This window comes from Schlesneria paludicola DSM 18645 (assembly GCF_000255655.1).
GTDB classification, from domain to species: domain Bacteria; phylum Planctomycetota; class Planctomycetia; order Planctomycetales; family Planctomycetaceae; genus Schlesneria; species Schlesneria paludicola.
This window is the reverse complement of record NZ_JH636434.1, coordinates 2,796,062-2,818,214: the sequence shown is the minus strand read 5'-3', so window position 1 is coordinate 2,818,214 and position 22,153 is coordinate 2,796,062. Positions and strand designations below refer to the sequence as shown.

General features: G+C 57.5%; 17 protein-coding genes. 12 read left to right on the top strand and 5 right to left on the bottom strand.

The annotated features are described in order from the left end of the window. Positions 1-310: 310 nt before the first annotated feature. From OSO_RS0113950 to OSO_RS47955, 3 genes are all read left to right on the top strand, one after another. Complete coding sequence (locus tag OSO_RS0113950; protein ID WP_010583892.1) at positions 311-1,366, top strand: DUF1559 domain-containing protein; 1,056 nt, start codon at positions 311-313, stop codon at positions 1,364-1,366. 121 nt (positions 1,367-1,487) lie between these two features. Further along, the gene (locus OSO_RS0113945) at positions 1,488-1,865 is read left to right on the top strand and encodes a hypothetical protein (protein ID WP_010583891.1); all 378 of its coding nucleotides are present in this window, start codon (positions 1,488-1,490) and stop codon (positions 1,863-1,865) included. Between the two features lie 539 nt (positions 1,866-2,404). Then, positions 2,405-4,627 (top strand): RNA polymerase sigma factor, encoded by a 2,223-nt coding sequence (locus OSO_RS47955; RefSeq protein ID WP_157605182.1) that lies wholly within the window; start codon positions 2,405-2,407, stop codon positions 4,625-4,627. 120 nt (positions 4,628-4,747) lie between these two features. Here OSO_RS47955 and OSO_RS0113930 read toward each other — a convergent pair whose 3' ends face one another. The 5 genes from OSO_RS0113930 to OSO_RS0113905 form a co-directional block, all read right to left on the bottom strand. Continuing rightward, on the bottom strand, positions 4,748-5,215 hold the full coding sequence (locus tag OSO_RS0113930) for a DUF421 domain-containing protein (RefSeq protein ID WP_010583888.1): 468 nt from the start codon (positions 5,213-5,215) through the stop codon (positions 4,748-4,750). Positions 5,216-5,347: 132 nt separating this feature from the next. Beyond that, the gene (locus OSO_RS0113925) at positions 5,348-5,815 is read right to left on the bottom strand and encodes a hypothetical protein (protein WP_029246993.1); all 468 of its coding nucleotides are present in this window, start codon (positions 5,813-5,815) and stop codon (positions 5,348-5,350) included. A gap of 237 nt (positions 5,816-6,052) precedes the next feature. Then, on the bottom strand, positions 6,053-7,759 hold the full coding sequence (locus OSO_RS0113920; protein ID WP_010583886.1) for an anti-sigma factor family protein: 1,707 nt from the start codon (positions 7,757-7,759) through the stop codon (positions 6,053-6,055). Between the two features lie 100 nt (positions 7,760-7,859). Then, positions 7,860-8,438 carry a sigma-70 family RNA polymerase sigma factor gene (locus tag OSO_RS0113910; protein ID WP_010583885.1) on the bottom strand — a complete coding sequence of 193 codons (579 nt, stop codon included), beginning with the start codon at positions 8,436-8,438 and terminating at the stop codon, positions 7,860-7,862. A 405-nt stretch (positions 8,439-8,843) separates the two neighbouring features. Beyond that, positions 8,844-10,460: a hypothetical protein gene (locus OSO_RS0113905; protein ID WP_010583884.1), complete on the bottom strand. Its 1,617-nt coding sequence runs from the start codon at positions 10,458-10,460 to the stop codon at positions 8,844-8,846. A 480-nt stretch (positions 10,461-10,940) separates the two neighbouring features. Between OSO_RS0113905 and OSO_RS0113895 the strand changes: the two genes are divergently transcribed. From OSO_RS0113895 to OSO_RS0113855, 9 genes are all read left to right on the top strand, one after another. Further along, positions 10,941-13,073, top strand: coding sequence for a 3-hydroxyacyl-CoA dehydrogenase NAD-binding domain-containing protein (locus tag OSO_RS0113895; protein WP_010583883.1), 2,133 nt, complete (start codon positions 10,941-10,943; stop codon positions 13,071-13,073). Positions 13,074-13,086: 13 nt separating this feature from the next. Continuing rightward, positions 13,087-14,247, top strand: a complete 1,161-nt coding sequence (locus tag OSO_RS0113890) for a thiolase family protein (RefSeq protein ID WP_029246991.1) — start codon at positions 13,087-13,089, stop codon at positions 14,245-14,247. Positions 14,248-14,282: 35 nt separating this feature from the next. Next, a complete protein-coding gene (locus OSO_RS0113885) occupies positions 14,283-15,974 on the top strand; it encodes an AMP-dependent synthetase/ligase (RefSeq protein ID WP_010583881.1) in 1,692 nt (563 codons plus the stop codon). Next, entirely contained in the window at positions 15,971-16,405 is a 435-nt protein-coding gene (locus OSO_RS43455) for a PaaI family thioesterase (protein WP_010583880.1), read from the top strand. Before OSO_RS0113885 ends, OSO_RS43455 begins: the two co-directional genes overlap by 4 nt. Continuing rightward, positions 16,402-17,157 (top strand): electron transfer flavoprotein subunit beta/FixA family protein, encoded by a 756-nt coding sequence (locus OSO_RS0113875; protein WP_010583879.1) that lies wholly within the window; start codon positions 16,402-16,404, stop codon positions 17,155-17,157. The genes OSO_RS43455 and OSO_RS0113875 overlap by 4 nt, the downstream gene beginning before the upstream one ends. Then, complete coding sequence (locus OSO_RS0113870) at positions 17,158-18,150, top strand: electron transfer flavoprotein subunit alpha/FixB family protein (RefSeq protein WP_010583878.1); 993 nt, start codon at positions 17,158-17,160, stop codon at positions 18,148-18,150. Next, positions 18,147-19,436 (top strand): 4Fe-4S dicluster domain-containing protein, encoded by a 1,290-nt coding sequence (locus OSO_RS0113865; protein WP_010583877.1) that lies wholly within the window; start codon positions 18,147-18,149, stop codon positions 19,434-19,436. Before OSO_RS0113870 ends, OSO_RS0113865 begins: the two co-directional genes overlap by 4 nt. 8 nt (positions 19,437-19,444) lie before the next feature. Further along, positions 19,445-20,257 (top strand): (Fe-S)-binding protein, encoded by an 813-nt coding sequence (locus tag OSO_RS0113860; protein WP_010583876.1) that lies wholly within the window; start codon positions 19,445-19,447, stop codon positions 20,255-20,257. A 92-nt stretch (positions 20,258-20,349) separates the two neighbouring features. Continuing rightward, positions 20,350-22,113, top strand: a complete 1,764-nt coding sequence (locus tag OSO_RS0113855) for an acyl-CoA dehydrogenase FadE (protein ID WP_010583875.1) — start codon at positions 20,350-20,352, stop codon at positions 22,111-22,113. The last annotated feature ends 40 nt before the right edge of the window (positions 22,114-22,153 follow it).

Genomic DNA, 22,153 nt, shown 5'->3' with positions numbered 1-22,153 from the left:
AAGGGCCGGCCTTTCCATTTTTTTTTGAGTCGAATGCGGATACGGCACTTGCCTGTCGGAGTCCTTCGGCCTCCTCTGGGTGGGGCTGGTGGACTCGCTGCGCCTTCCGTCTGCAATGCTCGTACGGGCACCCCGAAAACTGGGGGCATCGTGTGTTCGCGACGCTCGCGGTCACTGGCACACAAAGGTCGTAAGCGTCAAGGCAGGCCGTCGCTCTGCGGTGGCTTGCGATTGTTGTCGCGCACAATTATAAACGCACCCTCAATCTAAGACGCAATGACTCTGTTTTCTCGGTTGTATGGGGTGCGATATGTTCACTCGCTCGGCGGGAATTCGGCGAACGGCATTTACGTTAGTCGAACTTCTGGTGGTGATCGCGATCATTGCCGTGTTAATTGCCCTCTTATTACCTGCGGTTCAACAGGCCCGTGAAGCGGCTCGTCGAACGCAATGCAAGAATCAGTTGAAGCAATTCGGCCTGGCGATTCACAACTATGAATCGTCGATGACATGCCTGCCCCCTGCCTCTGTGATCGTCAAACTGCCAAGTGGAGCGATCTGGACAATCGACGCAAGCCCCTTTGCTCGACTGCTTCCGTACTTCGAGCAGGGCAACACGTACAACATGATGAACTTGAATGCGGACTACAACGATCCCACCTTATTCAATAAGGCGGCCGTCGGACGTGTGATTCCGATGTTTTTGTGTCCGTCAGAACCCCGCGTTCAGCCGGTTGATCATGCGAAGTACGGCAGGATTGGCGGCAATAACTATGGTTTTGTGATGGGCGATTGGTACGTCTGGTCTGGCATCAATGGAAGTGCCGCAGGCGACCCACCCACGCGGTCGGCCTTCGGTGTCAATCTGAACCGGAAATGGGCTGATTTCACCGATGGAATGAGTAACACGTTGCTGATGTCCGAGGTCAAGAACTATCAGCCGTATGTCCGCGATTGTGGTTCGCTGTCGCAGATCAACTCGCCAAACAATATTCCGTCACCCGACGCCGATCCGATGACGGTTGCTCCTGAATACAGCGGGGCGGGATGTTCGCTGTTTGACAACGCACATACTCAATGGAATGAGGTCGCCGTGCATCACATTGGCGTCACGACGGCGTGGCCACCGAACAAGAAGACTCCTGGAGGCCCGGGCAATTTGTACCCCGATGCCGATTTGAATAGCCAGCGTGAACGAATCGGCGGGCCAACGTACGCCGCCATTACGTCCCGCAGTCACCACGTGGGTGGCGTGCATTCCCTGATGGCCGACGGCGGAGTACGCTTTGTCTCGTCGTCGATCAATGGGCAAACCTGGCGCGCCCTGGGAACCGTGGGCGTCGGCGAAATTGTTGGCGAATTCTGAGTGGCACGTCCACTCCATTCCAATTGATGTGCGAGCATCGCCCGCAGGCTCGGAACGAGTTCATCGACGTCTCAATTCAAGTTTGACGCTTCACGAAGTTAAGCGGGGAGTGAGCGGTGGAATGGAAGCCTGCTTTCGGATTGGACTGTTCGCCAGTGTTTTAAGCCTGGTCGGTTGTGGAGTGAGTCAACCGAACGACGCTGGCTATTCTGCCCATGCGAAGTATGTGCTGGTGTCTGCATTGGACGCGTGGAAATCCGGAACGCCCAAGGCACTTTCGAGCCGCACGCCACCCATCCGCTTTGTCGACGACGATCTCAGCGCGGGATTCAGCCTGGTTGACTACTATTTTGAGAACGAGAGTGGGACGATCACTCCGTTTCAGAATGTGCGTATCTCTCTGTTCTTGAAAGACAATCAGGGACGCACGGCCGAAAAGCTTGCCACCTATCAGGTCGGCATTGAGCCCCGTCTGACCGTACTTCGCAGCGACAACTAGTAGTGTTTGGCTGCGACAAAGCGAAGGTGTCATCGAGACCGTCGGAATTCTTCCGTCTCCTTTGTCGGGGCGGGTGGGATTGCTGGAACTTTGGTCCACGGGGCGCGGAGACCGATCAGAGTGAGCATGTCCGAGTCGAGGGGGCTTGGGCGACGGGGCGCTTTGCTTTGTCCCGGGCAGGACTGCTTTTTCGTCTAAGGCCATCAATGATGAATTTCTGTTGCTCGTCATCATTTCTCGGGCCTGTCGGGCCGGCACCCAGGGACCGCTCGATTCGAGTGTGACACGGGGTGACTTGATCATCATTCGTGCCGAATTGAGAGTGCGGCATGAATCGACCACGATCGCAGGGCCGTCCAAAAGTGTGGAAAAATTGTGGGATTCTCGAAAAACTGAGAAAAATCGAGTTCCAAGCAAGGAGATATTCGAGGCGGATGGCTGATGGGTTCCGATGTCGAACCGAACTGACGCGAATTTCAAGGCGCCAGGACCCCAACGCGATTTTCGGCTCAGGGCACCTCTTTGAAAGGGACAACTTGATGAACTGCACTGATCAGCCTGCCGTTGCCGAGGTTCCCATCAAGGACTCTTTGGTGACGGATGGGGAGTTATTGAAACGGTTTGCCGAACATCGCGATCAGCAGGCGTTCGCAGATCTGGTCGGACAACACGGTCCCATGGTCTTTGGAGTGTGTCGTCGCATCCTGCGGAATCATCACGATGCCGAAGATGCCTTTCAGGCGACCTTCGTTGTTCTCGCCCGCAAAGCCAGTTCAATTGCGCGGCCGGCCCTGCTTGCGAATTGGTTGTATGTGGTCGCTCACCATGTTTCGACAAAGGCGCATGCCGTGGTTGCTCGAAGGAGTGTGCAGGTGAAACCAATATCGGACCTTCCTGAACCAGCGACTGTGGAATCCGAATCCTGGATCGAACTGGCACCCGTTCTTGATCAGGAACTCCGCCGCCTGGCCGAAAAGTATCGCACGCCCCTGATTCTGTGTGACCTGGAAGGGTTGACGCGCAAAGAGGCCGCGCGGCAACTGGGATGGGCGGAAGGCACAGTCTCGACACGGTTGATGAAGGCGCGTGCTGTGCTGGAACAGCGGCTGACGCGGCAAGGCTATGCGCTGCCAGCAGGGACACTCGCCGTGCTGTTGTCGCAACAGTCCGCTTCGGCGGCAGTTCCTTCGTCGCTGGCGGCATCGACAATCGCGGCGGCCAGTGCGATATCGGCTGGACAGGCGGTGCCTACGGGGGTCATCTCGGCAAAGGCGACGGAGCTTTCCCGTCAAATGCTTACCACTTTGTTGTTGGGGAAGATCAAGGTTGCTCTGGGGATCATGGTTGTGGTTACGGCTGCCGCAACCGGAGTTAGCAAAGTCGTGTGGATGAAGGCTCCTGTGGTTGCGGTGGCCGCCGATGGGATTCCCGCGAACATTCGGGCGGCCCTTGAACAGAATGCGAACGCGATCAATCCGATTGGGATTCGCTATACGACCGAGATCCGCAGCCGACTGAGTCAGCGCGAGACATTGGAAAAGCTTCAGATCGCCGCGGACCGCGTGTCGCCAATTCTTTTCGCCAAGCGTCCCTATCGGACGATCGTCGAGGGCCAGAAATTTTACTCATCCGGAACCGAGGAGTCGTTGCCGCCGCGAAGTAATCGACTGATTGTCGCTTCTGAAGAGGGGAGCTTCGACGGAGCCGTGCTCTATGGCGGAAGGAAATACAAACGTCTCGGGGACAGCATGGGCGGCGATCTGCGGATGTACGGCTGGGAACGGCAGAAGAAGTCTCATCTGTCGATCCCGACTCATCTACGTGGGCCGTACTTTACGGGCACTCCCACATATTCTGGACTTTCGTTTTCTCGGAAGGCGGGTCAGCAGAGCGAGTTGACGGCCGAATCGGACATTCTTCGTCTGTTGCGAATGAAGGGGAAGGTTCAGTCGGTGGAGAATGTCTCGCTCGATGGGCGATCTCTCGTGAAGATCGAGCTGATTGTCGAGAACCAGACTCGGGACGAAGCGGAGTGGATCGATCTGCGTCAGTTGGAAGGGGACGATTCCGAAGAGCTGGCGACTCCGGACGAGCGACGTCGCACGGCGGAGATCCTGCGCTGGCAACGGAAGCTACCGGCTACCAAGCGGGTCGTTTACTTTCTCGATCCGGCTCTCAACTATGCGGTTCGGCGGCGCGAGGACTGGTATGACCCGCACACGCTGCTGATTCGTTGCGATTGTAGTGAGTTCGAAAAACTGTCCGATCACCCCGTCTGGCTTCCTCACCGTTGTGTGAGCGAGATTCATGAGTTGCAGACAAGGCTTTTTTATCAATGGGACCATTCTCGTTTGCTTGCACCGAAACGGACCTACCAGTTTGACGACTCATTCCTGACAGAAATTGTCGAGGTCACGGAGCTAACGACGACGCCGTTTCCTGCGGAACAGTTCGTGTTGAAGTATACAGAACCGGGCATCTACATTGAGGATCACACGCTTCCAGCAGGGGACAACAGACAATTCGGAGGAATCGGCTATCGAACAGGCCAGACCCCCGCAGAAACGGCGCTGAATCTGGCCCGTGCCACGGAGCAACAGACGAACGGCAAGCGCGCGCAGCGAACCCGTGATGAGTCATCACAGGCGGCCGGTGGCCGCGGATGGACGACTTGGCACTGGTTCGTCGTCGCGAATATATCTGTCTTGTTTCTGGTCACGGTGATCGCCGGTGTGCGCCGGTTTGTTCTACGAAAAGACTAAAGGCGTCAGACCGCGTCGAATGAATGGCACCTGTCGCCCGCGGGGACGGCGTACATTGGGCTGTGTACTCCCCAGGGGCGCAATCCGAGTCGCCTGAGCGTGGCCAGCGATTGGGGGCGTCTACTTCTGGAAGGGGATGACGGAGATGCGGCCGGTGTTTTCTAGCACGGCGAATCGGACATCGGCGGGCCCTGCGCAACCGGCAGTGCGCAGGGCGGAATCCAGTTCGTGCGTTGTCATCTTGACCTGGTGCATCGCGGCGTGATCGATGCAGCCGTCGTGGACCAGAATGACGGGGCGACCTTCGACTAACGCTTCGATGCGGCGGCTGCGGAAGGTCAGCCAGCTTACGGTGGAGTTCAGGGCAATCAGCGTGAACGCCAGAATCATGCCACCGGTGATACTATTGTCGCCGCCGTTCATCGAGTTCTGGACGGCGTTGCTGAGGACGAGCAACAGCACCAGATCGAAGGGGGCCAGCTGGCCGATCTGGCGTTTTCCGCTGATTCGCAACATGACGAGCAATGCGCCATACACAATCATGCCCCGCACCACGAATTCCCACCACGGCAAGCTGGGTTGCCACATATGTTGGTTCCTGATCGAAAGTGGGGTTCGCGTTGAGACTGCAGGCGTCGGATGGCGAGACGCGCTTGATATCAGCGGCCGTTCGTGGACCGTTTGGCAGCAGACCGCGTATCGCGTCGCGATCATAGCGAGTTACGGTGCCGGGCGAGGCGAGCGATCGGCATCTTGCTTGAGTTTCAGGAAATAGCGCTGAATCTCTTGAACGCAGGACCGGCCGTTGGGGGACTGCGTGGTGCAGCGGGCCTCCGAGGACTGGGCTTTGAGGATGGCGGCTTTGGTGCGAAAGACTTCTCCATTGGCGATATCGAGTTCGACGTCTTCGCGTTTCAATCCGAAGCAACTGCAGAGCGGTGCTTCCGCGTCCTTGATGGCGATCAGGCCGTGAAACTCGCGCCGCGTGATCGCCGCCGAATAGTCGTCAAAGTAGACGACGTCGCACTGGCTGTCGGGGCAAAAGTAGGCCGTTTCGGCAAGACTTCGGCGTGTGTCGCTAGGAAGCTGGGCATTCAGCGTTTCCGGTCCAACGGGTTGTCCGATGGACTGGCAGACGGGGCAGCGGCTAGGGAACTCATCCGGTTCCCGCATAAAGGCTTTGTTCATGATCTCACGAAAATAAAAGGCTGGTCGATCCGTCGTGAACGGGAATCGTATTCCTGCGAATCCCGCTCGGAGACTCCGTGTATGGTACTCTCGAATTCTCGTGGAGCTTTAAACCCGACTGACACTTGAAGAACGCGCCACGAGCCGGCCAACGTGCCGATGAAAGAGATTCGAAAACGTGTCCGCTTTGCTGACTGTGCCACAGGCAGAGTCGGTCCACGTCCGATCGACAAGCCGTCAAGGCTGACGAATCGATTGTTCTGGTTTCAAGACGATTAACATTCGCATCCGACGAGGATCGCGCAAATTCAAATTAGAGAGCGCCAATTTCCCGGCCGGTGCCTGACGTCCCTGCACGGTGGAGTTGGCTCGGAATCCGTTGTTGAACATGAGCGAGGTATTTGACGCAGGGCTTTGGCTTAATAGTGTATTCTGCTGAGTGGCGGCCGGCTGATGATCTGTCGCGACGCGAAATGCGGCATAGGACCAGAGCGGGTCACCATTTTCCTGCCGAGCCTTATTGACGTTCAACGCTCTTGCGTCAGCAGTGTTCTCGGCACGAGATTGCTGGCGGTGTCGTAACGACTCGTTTTCACTCGGTTTGCCGGGGGCCTGGGCGACGCTAAGTGGCATGGCTGCACGAGCTCCCCGGGCGGATGTGTGTTGTTTGGGGGCCTCTTTTGCCGATGCGGACGTCTCGAGTGCCGGTGCCTGCGAGTTCACGTAGCGATTGGCGATCAGGTTACCAACCGCCGAAACTTCTTCGGGTTCTGAATTGGCTTCGTCCACGTCCGTTGGCACATTGGGGTTGGCCACGGTCTGTTGTGGATGCCGACGCGCGTCCTCTTGCAGGCTGGCCAGATCGTCAGGAGGCAGTTCGATCGGCGGTCGAGGCGTTAATCCGCGATAGATGTCGGGGTGCTGGTCCATCTGTTCACGAATCGTATCGGCCAACTCGTTTCCTGGTGCCTGAACATAAATCATGAACATGGCGTCCGTCGACTTGGCATTTTTGTCTTCGGTCGACGGGACGGGGCGTGCGTCATTGTAGGCGAGGGCGGTTTGATCGTCATTCTCGCCGATGGAACGCGTCTGCAGCTTGAGAGTCAGCATCTCCATCCCCTTGGGGACATCGACAACTTGCAGTTCAACAACCATGACCATGTTGTCGGGGTTGACCATTTGACGAACGATCACCTGGCCATTTTGAAGCGATTCCCATAAGTCGGCTTCCAGTGGGGGCAGGAACTGGTCGGCACTGACGATCAGATTCTGATCGCCCGATCCCCCGTTCGTTTGTGGCTCGAGGGCGGGGGCTGGCGCGGACCTCATCGTCGCAAGCGACGCGCTGCCATTGGGTGATGCCACGGCGGACGGTTCGGTGACGGTGTCGGCGATGGGTTGTGACAGGGCGAAGTCTGTTGCGGGTATTCCATTCAATGTGGCCGTAGGGTTGGGCGGCGTCGACTCGTACTGAAGCGCGGTGTGGTTGGCGACCGCCGTCGGAAGAGGACCGTTGGCGGCGACCGATTTCGACGCGGGCGACCTGTCTGTGATACTTGATGTACGATCCAACGGAGGATTCGCCGTCGGGTTCATGGTGACATAGACGGCTAGCGAGGCCATGGTCGCCATCATTCCCGCGGCGAAGGCTGACCATTCGCGCCGCAATGTGCGTTTGAGCGGTTTTGCTGGGGTGGCGTGCAGCGCCAGCGAGTTGATTTGTTTTTCGACGTTGGCCGCCAGTGTGGCTGGGGCCGCTTCGCGGGGAAAAGAATGCAGCAAGGCAGACAGCTTGGAGGTGTCGTCGAGCAACTGGCGAAGTTCCGACGACGATTCCAAGACGCGTTCGACCGCCTGACGTTCATCGGGCGTGGCTTCTCCGTCGAAGTACGCTGAGATCAAATCGTCAGGTATCAGATCGTCAGGAACCGAAGGATTCATGGTGCTTGCTTCTTCCCGCTGCCGCGATGGACAGCCTCTGTCGTCGATCCAATCAAAAAGGGAATCAATCCGTTCAGAGGGTGTCCGTTCCGATTTTCACTCACAGTACGTCCGATTGCAGTAATGCGTTCAGCTTGTCTCGCAGCTCAAGTCGGGCCCGATGGATACGGCTGCGGACCGTTCCCACGGGGATGTCCAACGCGTCGGCAATTTCTTCGTAGCTCATTCCATCCAGTTCTTTGAGGATCAGAGCCGTCCGGAATTCCGGAGACAGTTCCGCCAGGGCTTGCTGCACCCGTCGCTGGCGGTCGGCAACATCCATGGCATAAGACGGCTCGCTCGCCGGATTTGCGTCAGACGGCTCCATTCCATTCGATTCTCGTTGGCGATCGAGAGACGTCGACATGCGTTTCGTCTTTCGCTTCTCGGTGACCGCGCGATTGAACGCGATCCGAAACAACCAGGAATAGAATTGAGACTGTCCGCGAAAACTTGCCAGTTTTTCGTAGGCCTGAATAAAGGCATCCTGTGCCGCATCCTGAGCGTCTTCGGCCGAACCCAGCACATGCATCAGGGCGTGAAAAAGCCGGTTCTGGTACCGTTCAACGAGCAGCCCGAAGGCATCGCGTTGACCAGCCAGACATCTTTCGATCAGCGTATGGTCAGGGATCTGATTCACGGTGATTAGAGACTCAGACGCTTGGGGAAGTCACAAAGTTCCCGAATCCCGCGCGATTTCCGCGTGCTGTGTGGGAGGACGATCATAACCGATCGCCAGGGGCCGGGCGATGGAAATTCTCGGCAGTAACAATTGGCGCAGGTTATTGATATGTAATGAGATATGTTTCGCTTGGTTGGTGGCGGGAGGGAGGGGTGGGCGTGGATTCGCGGCGACGTCATGTGAAGACGTGCTTTGAAACGGTTGTCGAGGGGTTTCCCTACCACGTTTTGAACGGCGGATAGCCATCGCTTTCGGGCGGAATGAACGAGTGATGTCTTGTGATACGAAAGAATCCCGAGCGCGTTGGGGCGCTCGGGATTCTGGATTCTTGCAAGCGGGTTTCAAGTTCGCGAATCGGATGCGTCAGTTGTCGCCGGCCAGTTTGAACAGGTCGATTCCGAATTCGAGTGCCGCTTTGATGCCCAGATCTTCGTTCGGCGAAAGTTCGAATTTGAGAACGTCACCAGGGGTGCCAGCAATGCTTTTCGCTCGTTCAATCAGTTTTTGGTCGTCCCTCTCCATGACCAGGACCAGTGCCGCGGGCTTCACGTGCAGCGAAATCGGCACTTCGGTCGCCGCGGGCTTCTTGCCTGACAGGTCGAGTGCTTTCTTCAACGCGTCGAGGTTTCCGCCGCCGATGGCGACCCACAAGCTGTCGGCGCGGATCGCCAGATGGGCGGGGTCGGTGCCAAACAGTGCGGTCTGTTTGTCATTCGCGTCGGGTTCGATCGCATGAATTCGTGCCCCGGCATGCTTCGCCACATCGGGTTTCACTTTCGCGAGCTCGGGGCTCTCTTTTGAGAACTTCATGATGTCGTCGAGCAGTTTTCCGGCGTCGTCACCTTTGGCAACTCGAGTTCCGGCGACGATTCGGGCCGTGTGGTCATCCCCTTCTTCGACTCCCAGGACCGAGTGCAGTGCGCCCGATTTCAACGTTGCTTCGGCAATGTTGAACAGCCGCGTCGCGATGTCCCTGGCTGCCTTTTTGTCGGCATCGTCTTTGAGCCGTTCGTCCTTTTCGATCTCGGCCTCGGCCGTTTTTCGCATCGCGGAGAACAGTTCATTCAACTTGCCGAGGAGGCCCGTGGTGGGATGGGAGATGACGAGTCGCAACGGTGCGTCATCAGAGACGGCTTGTGCAAAGGCGGGCTTCAACTTTTGATATGCCAGCAATGCGGCCGCCAATTCGGTCTTCGGCGTCGACGTCAGTTCGAGGTCCACCGATCCCATGCCGGTTTCGCGGTTCACGTCGAGGCCAAAGGTCAGCAGGTTTCCGTCATTCGTGATGGATTTGACGACGGCCAGCATCCATTCGAGGCCCAGTTCGCGACCGCGGGCTTCGGCCTCGTTTTTCGGTTCAGGATCATCTTCCTGGCTTTTCCGCGCGCCCTGTTCGACGATGTCTAGATATTGGGATTTGGCTTCGACGGGGATGCTCGCCAGGTTCACTTCAATGGCGATATCGTAGTCTTCGTTGGTGATTTCGTCCGGCTCGGCCAACTCATCCAGAGTGTCCGCGGACGTGCTGATATAGCAGTAGTCGTTGGCGAATTTCGCGAACAGAGGCTGGCCGTTCAGGTCGATCGACCATTGATCGTCTTCGGCTTTCAGATCCGGCACAAACTTGCGAACCAGCGCTTCGAATTCGTCTTGGTCCGAAATGGGCAGAAAGCCGACAAGGTTGGCCAGGTCGGCTGCGTTATCGCCATTCATCGACCAGTAAAATCCCAGGCCGCGTGTGCGGTCGATGCCGGCGAGTCCCGCGCCGCCGGTGACCCCTTCGAGATTTTGTTCGGCGAGTGTTTTCAATCCACTCTGGCCAAAGGATTCACCGATGAAATCGGCATCATCCAGGATCTCGTCGATGCTCTTCAGAGTGACGACGAGCGTCGGTGTTTCGGCAAAGGCCGGAATTGCGAACACCGCCGCCATCACCCCAAACGTGAACGCGATCCGAAGTCCCATCGAGAGCTTCATCATTCAATCCCTTTTTCGATAAATACCAGACTCGTTCCGACGTCGAATTCTTCAAACGGCGCATGGCGTCGCGAATGAGAATTCTTGCCAATTGTTCAGGCGTCTTGTGCAGAACGTCTCCACGAGGCAATGGAATACGGCCTTATTTGCGACAGTCCGTCCCGATGGCGGTTCTACGTCGAACGTGAAATCGTCTCAAGCTTGAATTAGATAAGTACTAATGAATTTCACACAATCGAAACAAATCTCGCGTTGAGGGCTCGATTTTCCGGGCGGACAGTGGTGAAACCGATGCAATTTGCGTATTGAATTCACCGACTTTCCTTTCGATTCGTTCACGCGCGGCGTTTCCAGCTCGATAGAATAAATCCTTCGCATTTTGAAACTCGGCTGCCAAACCGGCAGTATTGTGTGGGTATCTCTGGACCCCCGTCCAATTGGTGGGGTGTCTGACAATCTCCCTACGGATATGGCGAAAACTGCATGGGTCACCATCTGAAATTGGAACCGCTGACAGGCGGCTTGGCGATCTTGACCTTCGATACGCCAGGGCAAAAGGTGAATACCTTCTCGGCCGCCGTGCTGCAGGAATTTACCGAGGTCGCGGCAGAACTTGCCAAGCGGACCGATCTGCGCGGGCTGCTGTTTACGAGCGGTAAGGCCGGGCAGTTCATCGCGGGGGCCGATCTGACCGAAGTGTCTGCCTCGCCCGAAGGGACGATGGAAACCATTGGCCGCGGGCATCAGTTGTTTACGGCCTTCTCGCAACTGCCCTTTCCCACGGTCGCACTGATCAACGGGGCCTGCATGGGTGGGGGGACCGAACTGGTTCTGGCGTTTGACTACCGGCTGGCCGTCGACGGGCCGCAAACCAAGATCGGTTTGCCGGAAGTGAAGATCGGTCTGATTCCCGGGTGGGGCGGGACCCAGCGCCTGCCTCGCGTTGTAGGCATTGATGCCGCCATTGAGATGATTACCTCGGGTGAGCCGGTCGATGCGCGCAAGGCGATCGACATTGGATTGATTTATGACGCGGTTCCTGTCGAAAAGCTGATCGCCGAGGCGACCTATTTGATCGACGAAGCCCATCGAACGGGCGAGTGGACGGCATTGCGGCAGCGTCGCAATCAGCCGCTTGGTTTGAGTGAAGACCAATTCAACTTTGCGTTCGGGGTGGCGGAAGGCGCTGTGAAGGGGAAGACGCGCGGTCAATATCCGGCACCTCTAGTTGCGCTCAAGGCGATTCGAGACGGTATCAATCGGCCGCTTGAAGAGGGGCTTGTCATTGAGCAAGCGGCCTTCCGGGAAGTGGGCAGCACGACAATCGCCGCCAATCTGATCGCTCAATTCTTCAATAATACTCGCCTGGCACGAGAATCGGGCGTTGACGATCGAACCGTACAGCCGCGGTCGATTCAGAACGTGGGTGTGCTGGGGGCGGGGCTGATGGGGGCGGGAATCGCCACCGCGTGTGCTCGTCGTGGCGTACGGGCGACGATGGTGGATGTCGATGCGGCACGCGTCGAACTTGGGATGAAGAATGCCCGGCGAGTGGTTGAAGATCGAATTGCCATTCACCGCGCCACGTCCAGCGATCTGGCCGACATGCTGTCGCGATTGACGGCAACGACATCGCGTCAATCGTTCTCGGAGTGTGACCTGGTTGTTGAAGCCGTCACCGAGAATGAAAAGCTGAAGACGCAGATCATCGAAGAATGTGCCAAGGTCGTGCGGCCGGACGCTCTGTTCGCATCGAATACCTCAACAATCTCGATCACGCGGCTGGCCAAAGCGTGGCCACAGCCCGAGTCGTTCGCCGGCCTGCATTTCTTTTCGCCCGTCGATCGGATGCAACTGGTGGAAGTGGTACGCGGGGAAAAGACGAGCGATGAAGCGGTTGTCTCGCTTGTCGCGCTCGCCAAGAAAATTGGCAAGACCCCGATCGTGGTTCGCGATTGCCCCGGGTTTCTCGTCAATCGCATCCTGATGCCGTACATGGCCGAGGCGCTGGTGCTGCTGGAAGAAGGCGTCGACATGGACCGGATCGACAAGATTGCCACCAAATGGGGCATGCCGGTCGGGCCGATCACGCTCTATGACATGGTTGGGATCGATACGGGCCTTTACGCGGGGCAGGTCTTGCAGGCGGGCTATGCCGATCGCGCGGTGGCAACGCCGATTTTGGCGCAACTGGTGGAACTGGGGCGGCTCGGCAAGAAGTCGGGGAAAGGGTTCCGCGGGGTCGACAAGAAAGGCAAGTTTGTTGCCGACCCGGAAGTGCAGCAACTGATCGCCCATCGCGTGACGAAGAAATCCGAATTGTCGGACGACGACGTGGCGGATCGCTTGTTCCTGTGCATGGCACTCGAAGCGATTCGAGCACTGAGCGACAAGATCGCGCGTCAGCCGGGTGACATCGATATGGCGATGATCCTGGGGGTAAATTTCCCCGCGTTCCGTGGCGGTCCTCTTCGTTGGTGCGACACGGAAGGTGCCGCCAAGATCGCCGAGCGGTCGAAAAAGTGGGAATCGCTTGGTCATCGATTCGATGTTCCCGCCGCCCTGGCTGAGGCCGCTAAAAACGGCACGCATTTCTATCCAAAATCCCCCAAATAGTCGTGAGGTCCACGTGAATTCTGCTGTGATTGTGGACGCTGTCCGCACGCCGATTGCCAAGGCATCGCCCGAAGATGGTTTCTTTCGTGACGTCCGTGCGGACGACTTGTCGGCCTCATTGATGACGGCACTCATCAATCGAACGGGGATCGAACCGCGATTGATCGAAGACGTCAAGTGGGGCTGCGTGCAGCAACAGGGCGAACAGGGAGTTGATATCGCGCGAAACGCCGTGCTCATCGCCGGGTTGCCGGTTGAGGTTGGCGGCGAGACGATCAATCGAAACTGTGCGTCAAGCTTGTGCGCACTAAACAACGCTGCGATGAGCATCATGGCGGGATGTGAAGACATCCAGTTCGCCGGTGGTGTGGAGCACATGCACCACGTACCGATGACTAAGGATTACAATCCGGCTCCGTCGATGTTTCGGATGAATAGTTCGGGCATCATGTACATGGGTCTGACGGCCGAATACCTGTCGATGAAGTATCGAATCAACCGCCAGCGGCAGGATGAGTTCGCACTGCGTAGCCATCAGAACACGGCCGCGTCCTACGCGGCGGGCAAGTTCGACAGTGAGATCGTGCCTTCGATGGGGCGTAATCCCGAAGGGCGAAAACGACCGATCGCCAAAGATCAGTGTTTCCGCGCCGATTCGACGATCGAAGCATTGTCGCGGTTGTCGCCGGCGTTCAATCCGGCTGGTGGCTCGGTGACCGCGGGTAACAGTTCTCCGCTGAGCGTCGGGGCTTCGGCCGTGCTGATGATGTCGGAATCGCGTGCGAAGGAGCTGGGATTCCGTCCGCTGGCGCGGGTCAAGGCCATGGCGATTGCCGGCGTCGAGCCCGGCGAGATGGGGATTGGGCCGGTCCCCGCGATTCACAAAGCATTGAAGCGTGCCGGACTTAAGCTGGAGGACATCGGTGCCATCGAAATCAATGAAGCATTTGCCGTTCAGGTTCTATCTGTATTGAAACTGCTGGGAATCGATGAAAGTCGGGTGAACACACGCGGCGGAGCGATTGCGATTGGTCATCCGCTGGGAGCGAGCGGGACTCGCATTGCAACCACGCTGCTTTACCGGATGCGTGATGAAGGCGTGCGCTACGGTCTGGCGTCGCTATGTATTGGTCAAGGCCAGGGTGCCGCGACGATTTTCGAAAGCTGCAATTGAGTTTTGCTCGCGATTCACTCTCGATGGGGCGCTTCATGTCCAAGCCTGATTTCCCAAGCCTGTGTGCCATGCATCGCGCGGCGTGCGCGAAATTGGGCCCCCTGCCCGCGTTGCGATTCAAAGTCGATGGAATGTGGCGACACATTTCCTGGAATGACTACCGGCGTCAGGCCGACGAAGTCGCGGCTGGCTTGATGGAATTGGGGGTGAAGCCGGGGGATCGGATCGCACTGCTTTCCGAAAACCGATGGGAATGGCTGGTTGCAGACCACGCGATTCTGTCGACAGGCGCATTCGACGTGCCGATTCATGCGCCATCGACACCCGCTCAGATCCAGTTTCAATTGGAACACAGCGGTGCATGCGGCGTCGTGCTAAGCTCCGTCGCTCAATTGGAGAAGGTCTTGTCCGTCAAATCGCAGTTGCCTGATTTGCGATTTGCCGTCATTTTCGATCGGTGTGCAGCGACGCCATCGGATCAACTGACGACCTATACGTTCGACGCCATCCGGCAATCGGGCGTTCGCGCAGGCGATGCGGGCCGAAAGGAGATCGCCGCTCGCGAAGCCGCGATCACCGCAGACGATGTCGCCACCGTGATTTATACGAGTGGCACGACGAACCGCCCGAAGGGCGTGATGTTGTCGCAGGGAAATCTGGTGACAAATTCGAAGGCCGGAGCCGAGGCGTACGGGTTTGATTGTACTCGCGTGTGGCTGAACTGGCTGCCATTCAGTCACGTGTTCGCGCGATTGGTCGACGACTATTCGACGACACGAATGGGTGTCACGATGGCGCTGGCAACTTCGTCGGCGACCGTGATGGACGACATTCGTGAAATTCAACCGACGTATTTCACCAGCGTGCCAAGATTGCTTGAGAAGGCCTGGGCGCATCTGGTGTCGTTCCCCGAGTCGGCACGGGTGGGCGAAGCCCGCAAGATGTTCGGGCATCGGCTGATTCATATCTCGTCGGGTGGAGCACCCCTTCCCTCACACGTTGCGACGGATTTGCGTGAGGCCGGTGTGATCGTGCTGGAAGGATATGGTCTTACAGAGTCCTCGCCGATTATCTCGTTCAACCTGAAAGACAGTTGGAAGATCGGGACTGTCGGGCGGCCGATTTCGGGTGTTGAGATCAAGATTGCCGACGATGGCGAGGTTCTGACGCGCGGGCCGCACGTCATGCTGGGGTACTGGCATGATCCGAAGGCGACTGCGGAAGCGATTCAAGACGGTTGGCTGTATACCGGTGACCTGGGAGCGATTGATTCAGAGGGCTTCCTGTCGATCACGGGACGCAAGAAGGATTTGATCGTGACGTCCGGCGGGAAAAATATTGCGCCGTCGGCACTTGAAGCACTGATGATCAGCGACCCATTCATTGAACAAGCTCTGGTATTTGGCGATGCGCGCCCGTATGTTTGCGCGATCATCGTCCCCAAGTTCGAGAAGATTGACGAAGCCGTGAAAGAGTCTGGCGGCGTTTTCACGAACGAGGGCGATGTTGTCATCGACGCGAAACTGATCGCGTGGTTCCAGAAACGTGTCGATACTGTGCTGAAGGTTGTCAGTCAGGTCGAGCGTGTCAAGAAAATTATCGTTTTGAACCGTCCGCTCAGTATTGATGCGGATGAATTGACCGTCACCCAAAAAATCCGACGAACGGCCGTGTTTCGTCGCTATCAAAAGAATCTCGAAGCACTCTACCAGGGTTCGTCTGAATGACCTCGTCTCTTGATCAACATCCTTCTGCCGATGACCATCCTTGGAAAGTGAATCAGTTTGCCAATACGCTGCACTTGCCGACTGTGACGTTCGTCGAAGGCATGTCGCGGATGGAAATGACTGTTGAAGAAATCCATCTGCGACCGGGAGGGCTTGTTCATGGTGGTGTTTTCGCCACATTGCTCGATACGGTGATGGGATATGCGGCGCACCGTGCGGCACCCAAAGATGCCGAGGTTTTGACGATCCAGCTCAATTTGAGTATGACCGCGACGGCGCGATTGGGCGAACAAGTGATCGCCACGGCGAAAGTGGTTCATGCGGGCAGGCGAACCGCCGTCGTGAACGGCGAGATTCGGCGGCCTGATGGCAAGCTACTGGTGACGGGCAATGCGACGTTTTTCATTGTCGAAGGGGGACTGGTTTCTTGAAGATTCTCGTACCTTTAAAGCGTGTCCCTGACTATGACACGAAGATTCGCGTGAACGCGGCCGGATCGGGAATCGAAACGGACGGCGTGAAATATTCGATCAATCCCTTCGACGCGATTGCGCTCGAAGAAGCGATTCGGCTGCGCGAGGGCTTGGGCGACGTTGAAATTGTGGCCGTCAGCATCGGCACGGAAGAGTGTCAGGAACAGCTTCGCGCGGGAATGGCGATGGGTGCCGATCGTGCGTTGTTGGTACGCCACGACGCGTCGCTCGACTCGCTGGCGGTCGCCAAGATCCTGGCTGCCGTCTATCGTCGCGAACAACCGAATCTGGTGCTGATGGGCAAACAGGCGATTGATGACGATGCGAATCAGGCAGGGCAAATGCTGGCCGCGTTGTTAGGAATCGGACAGGCGACATTCATTTCCAAGCTGGAACTGCCCAAAGACGCGAAGCAGGTTGTCTGCTGCCGTGAAACGGATGCCGGTTTGGAAACCGTGTCGGTGCAGTTGCCTGCCGTCATTACGGCCGATCTGAGGTTAAACGAACCTCGATATGTCACCGCACTGGGGATCATGAAGGCCAAGAAAAAGCCGCTGGAAGAAATGACGACAGCGGATCTGGGCGTCGATGCCACTTCGCGTACTCGTGTGCTCTCGCTGCGAATGGCTCCGCAGCGTAAGGCGGGTGTGCGCGTGAAGTCGGTGGACGAGTTGCTGCAAAAACTTCGCGAAGAGGCACGAGTGATCTAGATGACGAACCCGCTCAGTTCAACCAAGATTTTGATTGTCGCGGAACACGATCGCGGTCACCTGAAGCTGGCGACGCTGGCAGCGGTCTGCTGCGCCCAGCAAGTCTGTCAGGCGACGGGGGGAGCGTTCGAGATTCTGGTGCTTGGCGAGCAAGTTGCCGACGTGGTCAGTTCGCTGGCACCGTATGGTGCAGCGGTTGTCTTGAAAGCCGATCACTCGTCACTGCTGAATCCGGTGGCCGATCAATACGCACAGGTCATCTCCAAGGTCGTCAAGGACCGCGGTGCGACAATGGTCGCGGCCGCCGCGTCGACCTTCAGCAAAGACGTTCTTCCACGCGCTGCGGCGCTGGTTGATGCCGGGATGCTTGGTGATGTGGTTTCGGTCACGCCAGACGGTGACGACTTTACATTCGAACGAGTCATGTTTGCAGGGAATGTCATCGCGACCGTCAAGCTGGACGGCCCGCTGAAAGTGTTGACCGTTCGTTCTTCGGCGTTTTCCGTGCCGACCAAGGTGGATGCCGCGTCGCCAGTCATCGATGTCAGCGTGGATTCCAGTTCGCAGTCAGGCCTGACCACGTTTGTTTCGCGTGAAGAGAAGCCCTCGGGACGTCCGGATGCGACGGAAGCACGGATCGTCGTTTCGGGGGGGCGAGCACTCAAGAATTCGGAAGACTTTGAACGTCTGGTTGGTGGTCTGGCCGACAAGCTGGGGGCGGCGGTGGGATCATCGCGAGCGCTTGTTGATTCGGGCATCACTTCGAACACGCTGCAAATCGGACAAACGGGAAAGGTCGTGGCGCCGGACCTGTATATCGGACTGGGGATCTCGGGAGCCATTCAGCATCTGGCGGGGATGAAAGATTCGAAAGTCATCGTGGCCGTGAATCAGGATTCGGACGCGCCGATTTTTGAAATTGCCGACTACGGATTGGTCGCGGACGTCTATCAGGTGGTACCGGAACTCATCGGGAAGCTGGGGCAGAAATGACGCCCACGCGCGAAACATTCGGGAATATCTCGACGTCGTCACAGGTGGTGTTCTACGTCGTCGCGGTCGCGTCGATGGCGGTCTTTGGTTACGGCATCTGGCGTCGTTTCCGTCTGTGGCGGCAAGGGCAGTCGATTTCGCTGAAGCAACTTGCCACCGGAACCGTGTCGCAAATCGCGACCAAGATCGGCCCTGGACTCCGTCGGCTATTGGTCGATGGATTGGGGCAGCAACGCGTGCGAGGCCGGGGATTGCCGAGTTGGGCGCACGGATTGATGTTTGCCGGATTCATGATGTTGTTCCTGGGAACAACGTTGCTCGAGATCAATCATTTGGCGGAAATGGTTTCGAAGAATCTTGGGTTCCATCATGGTTTATATTACATCATTTATGAACTGACGCTGGACCTGTTCGGGCTGCTCTTCATCGTTGGCACGTCGCTGTTTTTCGCGCGACGGCTGTGGAAGCCGCCAAGTGTCGGGCATCGCGGAACAGATTGGCTGGTGCTGATTCTGTTTCTCGCGATTGGCATCACGGGGTACTTCGTCGAAGCCTTGCGAATCGTCTGGCAGCAGCCGACCGGCATCGGCGCGCAGTGTTCGCCTGTCGGTCTGTGGCTTTCATCTGCATTTCGTGGGTGGACCGAAGGTCAGGCGCGTGCCGCACATCTGACGGTCTGGTGGGTGCATGCCCTGCTCGTTTTCGGATTCATTGCGGCGATCCCGTTTACACGGTTGTTTCACCTGATCGCCGGTCCGATCAATTTGTTCCTGTCGAAAACGGTGCTGGGGCAACTCAAGCCGATTACGCTCGAAGAAGCCGAACGCGATGGTCGAATCGGTGTGAGCGATATCCGACATTTGACCTCGCAACAGCTTGTCAGCCTGGATGCCTGCATGGAGTGCGGGCGGTGTGAGGATGTTTGTCCGGCGTTTGCGACGCAGAAGCCCCTGTCGCCCAAACGCGTTATCCAGGACCTGAAGGGTGTGATGGAGCATCTCGCTGATGCTACGCCTGATACTCCGTTAAGTCCGCACGATGTGATCAAGCCGGAAACGCTTTGGTCTTGTACGGCGTGCAGCGCCTGCGTGTTCGTGTGCCCGGTGCGAATTGATCAGCTTACGCTGATTCTCGATATGCGCCGCCATCTGACCAGCGAAGGTGGTTTGAGCGGCACGGCGGCAACGGCTCTGCGGCGGATGCAATCGAGCGCCAATCCGTGGGGATTTCCTCAGAGCGAACGCGCAAATTGGGTGCCTGAATCGACGTCCCCGCCCCCGAATTGAGTGAACGAATGACCGAAGAACAGCAGAGCGAATCCAAGCCGGTCGCACCGACCGTCAAGCAGAATCCCGACTTCGAGATCCTGTATTGGATCGGGTGCGCCGCATCATACGATCGCCGAGCCCAGCGCGTCGCGCGGGCGACGGTGAAGTTGTTGAATGCCGCGGGAGTTAACTTTGCCATCCTCGGCAAAGAAGAGAAATGCACGGGCGATTCCGCTCGGCGGCTGGGTGACGAGTTCCTCTTTCAGGAACTCGCCGAAGCGAACATAGCGACGCTGGCCAAATACAAGGTACGTCGGATCATCGCGCACTGTCCGCATTGTGTGAATGCGTTGCTCAAAGATTACGTCCAGTTCGGCGGTGAGTACGAAGTTTTGCACCATACGCAGTTTTTGTCGCAACTACTAAGTGACGGACGCCTCAAGATTGAGGGTGAGATACCGGCGAGCCTTTCTGGTCCGCTGACGTATCACGATCCTTGTTATCTTGCCCGTGTCAACGGAATCCACGAGGCGCCGCGCGACGTCTTGAATCAATCACTTGCGGGACGCGCGGGCGAACAAGGGGTTCGAGAGATGACGCGTTGCCGCGAGAAAACCTCGTGCTGTGGTGCAGGTGGGGGCCGCATGTGGATGGAAGAACCGCCACAGCAGCGTGTCTCAACTGCTCGCGCGGGAGAAGCCCTGGCGACCGGTGCCACCACCGTCGCGGTTGGCTGCCCGTTTTGCCTGACCATGCTGACCGACGGAGTTGCCGCCAACGAGAGTTCGGCGCGTGTGCTCGATGTCGCGGAAATTTTGACGGAACGACTTGGACTTTAACGCCGTAGCGTATCGCTTGTACGTTGCATTGCATCACGCGATCCCATCGCAATCACCCTTCTCGACAATCTTCAGAGAGAAAGTGCTCGATCATGAAGCCACTGCCATCCCATCTGACCGGCGGACATTTCCTGCTCACCGAAACCGATCCCTCACTGGTGTTCACGCCGGAAGATCTGTCGACGGAAGAGCGTCAGATCATGGACAGTGCGGAGAAGTTCATGGACAAGGAAGTTTTCACGCGGTTAGAAGCGCTCGAACACCAGGAACCGGGGTTGGCCGTCAAGCTGTTCAAGCAGATTGGCGAATTGGGGCTTCACGCCCTCGAAGTGCCGGAAGAATACGGCGGTCTGGGGCTAGGCAAGATCGCCTCCACCGGAGTGGCGCAGCAACTGTCGCGTCTGGGCGGATTCGGTGTCACATGCGGCGCGCACACCGGGATTGGCTCGATGCCGACAACCTATTTCGGGACTGCTGCTCAGAAGCAAAAGTACCTGCCTCGCCTGGCGACGGGCGAACTGATGGCCGCCTATTGCTTGAGCGAAACCGGATCAGGTTCTGACGCATTGGGGATGAAGACCAAGGCGACTCTTTCGGCCGATGGCAAGCACTATCTGCTGAATGGCACGAAGATGTGGATCACGAATGCCGGTTGGGCCGACGTCTTTACCGTCTTTGCGAAAGTGGATGGCGAGCATGTCACGGCGTTCCTGGTGGAACGAACGTTTCCCGGGGTGTCGTTCGGCAAGGAAGAACACAAGCTGGGAATCAAGACGTCGTCGACGCGACGCGTGATTCTCGAAAACGCGGAAGTGCCTGTTGAGAACGTGATTGGTGGCGTCGGCAAGGGCGCCTATATCGCCTTCAATATTTTGAATTTCGGTCGTTACAGCCTGGGGGCCGGTGCCGTTGGTGGTTCGGCTGACATGTTGCGAACCGCGACCAAGTATGCGATGGAACGTCATCAGTTTGGTCGGCCGCTGGCCTCTTTCGGGCTGATCCAGCAGAAGCTGGGAGATATGGCCGCCCGGATCTTTGCGGTCGACAGCGCGGCTTATCGGACGGCGGCTAACATTGACGCGGTGATGGCGACGGGCGAAACGATGGACTTGACAAATCCTCCGTTCCCACGCGGCATGGAAGAGATGGCGGTCGAATGCTCGATCATCAAGGTGACCTGCAGTGAAGCACTTTATTACGTGACGGACGAAGCTCTGCAGATCCACGGCGGCTACGGCTTCACCGAAGAGTTCACGCCAGCACGCGCCAGCCGCGACGCGCGTATCAATCGCATCTTTGAAGGGACGAACGAGATCAATCGTTTGTTCATCACCAGCACACTGCTGCGACGGGCTCAGAAAGGTCGGTTCCCAATTCCGACGGCACCGGAGAAATTTGTACCGGCCGCGACCGATGCAGAACCGCTGCAAAAAGTGGAATCCGTTTTGAGGGGTGCGAAGCAACTCAGTCTGTTGTTGACGGGAATTGCGGTGAAGAAGTTCGGCGACAAGTTCGCGGAACAACAGGAAGTCGTCGCCGCGATCAGCGATATGGTCATGGAAATCTACCTGGATGAAAGCGCCTTGCTTCGGACGCGTAAGGCGCTCAGCAAAGGCCGCTCGGCCGGTACGATGACGGATCTCACTTTGGCGCTGATGAATGACAGCGTGTCGCGTTTGGAGCAACGTGCTGCGACGGTCTTGGCGGCCTGTACGGACGGTGAGGAACTGCAGCGATCGCTGGAACTATCGCGGCGCCTTTTGACGTGGACCCCGCTCAACTTGATCGAAGTCCGTCGCCGAATTGCGGCGCGCCTTTGCGATGTCGGGAATTATCCCGCACTTGTCGGTGGCTGAGATGAACGTCGCGTGAATGGCACATTTCAGGTGCCATTCA

Bases quoted from the DNA above. Each gene is read 5' to 3' on its own strand.
- OSO_RS0113950 (WP_010583892.1), top strand. From the start codon at position 311: ATGTTCACTCGCTCGGCGGGAATTCGGCGAACGGCATTTACGTTAGTC.
- OSO_RS0113945 (WP_010583891.1), top strand. From the start codon at position 1,488: ATGGAAGCCTGCTTTCGGATTGGACTGTTCGCCAGTGTTTTAAGCCTG.
- OSO_RS47955 (WP_157605182.1), top strand. From the start codon at position 2,405: ATGAACTGCACTGATCAGCCTGCCGTTGCCGAGGTTCCCATCAAGGAC.
- OSO_RS0113930 (WP_010583888.1), bottom strand. From the start codon at position 5,215: ATGTGGCAACCCAGCTTGCCGTGGTGGGAATTCGTGGTGCGGGGCATG.
- OSO_RS0113925 (WP_029246993.1), bottom strand. From the start codon at position 5,815: ATGAACAAAGCCTTTATGCGGGAACCGGATGAGTTCCCTAGCCGCTGC.
- OSO_RS0113920 (WP_010583886.1), bottom strand. From the start codon at position 7,759: ATGAATCCTTCGGTTCCTGACGATCTGATACCTGACGATTTGATCTCA.
- OSO_RS0113905 (WP_010583884.1), bottom strand. From the start codon at position 10,460: ATGATGAAGCTCTCGATGGGACTTCGGATCGCGTTCACGTTTGGGGTG.
- OSO_RS0113895 (WP_010583883.1), top strand. From the start codon at position 10,941: ATGGGTCACCATCTGAAATTGGAACCGCTGACAGGCGGCTTGGCGATC.
- OSO_RS0113885 (WP_010583881.1), top strand. From the start codon at position 14,283: ATGTCCAAGCCTGATTTCCCAAGCCTGTGTGCCATGCATCGCGCGGCG.
- OSO_RS43455 (WP_010583880.1), top strand. From the start codon at position 15,971: ATGACCTCGTCTCTTGATCAACATCCTTCTGCCGATGACCATCCTTGG.
- OSO_RS0113870 (WP_010583878.1), top strand. From the start codon at position 17,158: ATGACGAACCCGCTCAGTTCAACCAAGATTTTGATTGTCGCGGAACAC.
- OSO_RS0113865 (WP_010583877.1), top strand. From the start codon at position 18,147: ATGACGCCCACGCGCGAAACATTCGGGAATATCTCGACGTCGTCACAG.
- OSO_RS0113860 (WP_010583876.1), top strand. From the start codon at position 19,445: ATGACCGAAGAACAGCAGAGCGAATCCAAGCCGGTCGCACCGACCGTC.
- OSO_RS0113855 (WP_010583875.1), top strand. From the start codon at position 20,350: ATGAAGCCACTGCCATCCCATCTGACCGGCGGACATTTCCTGCTCACC.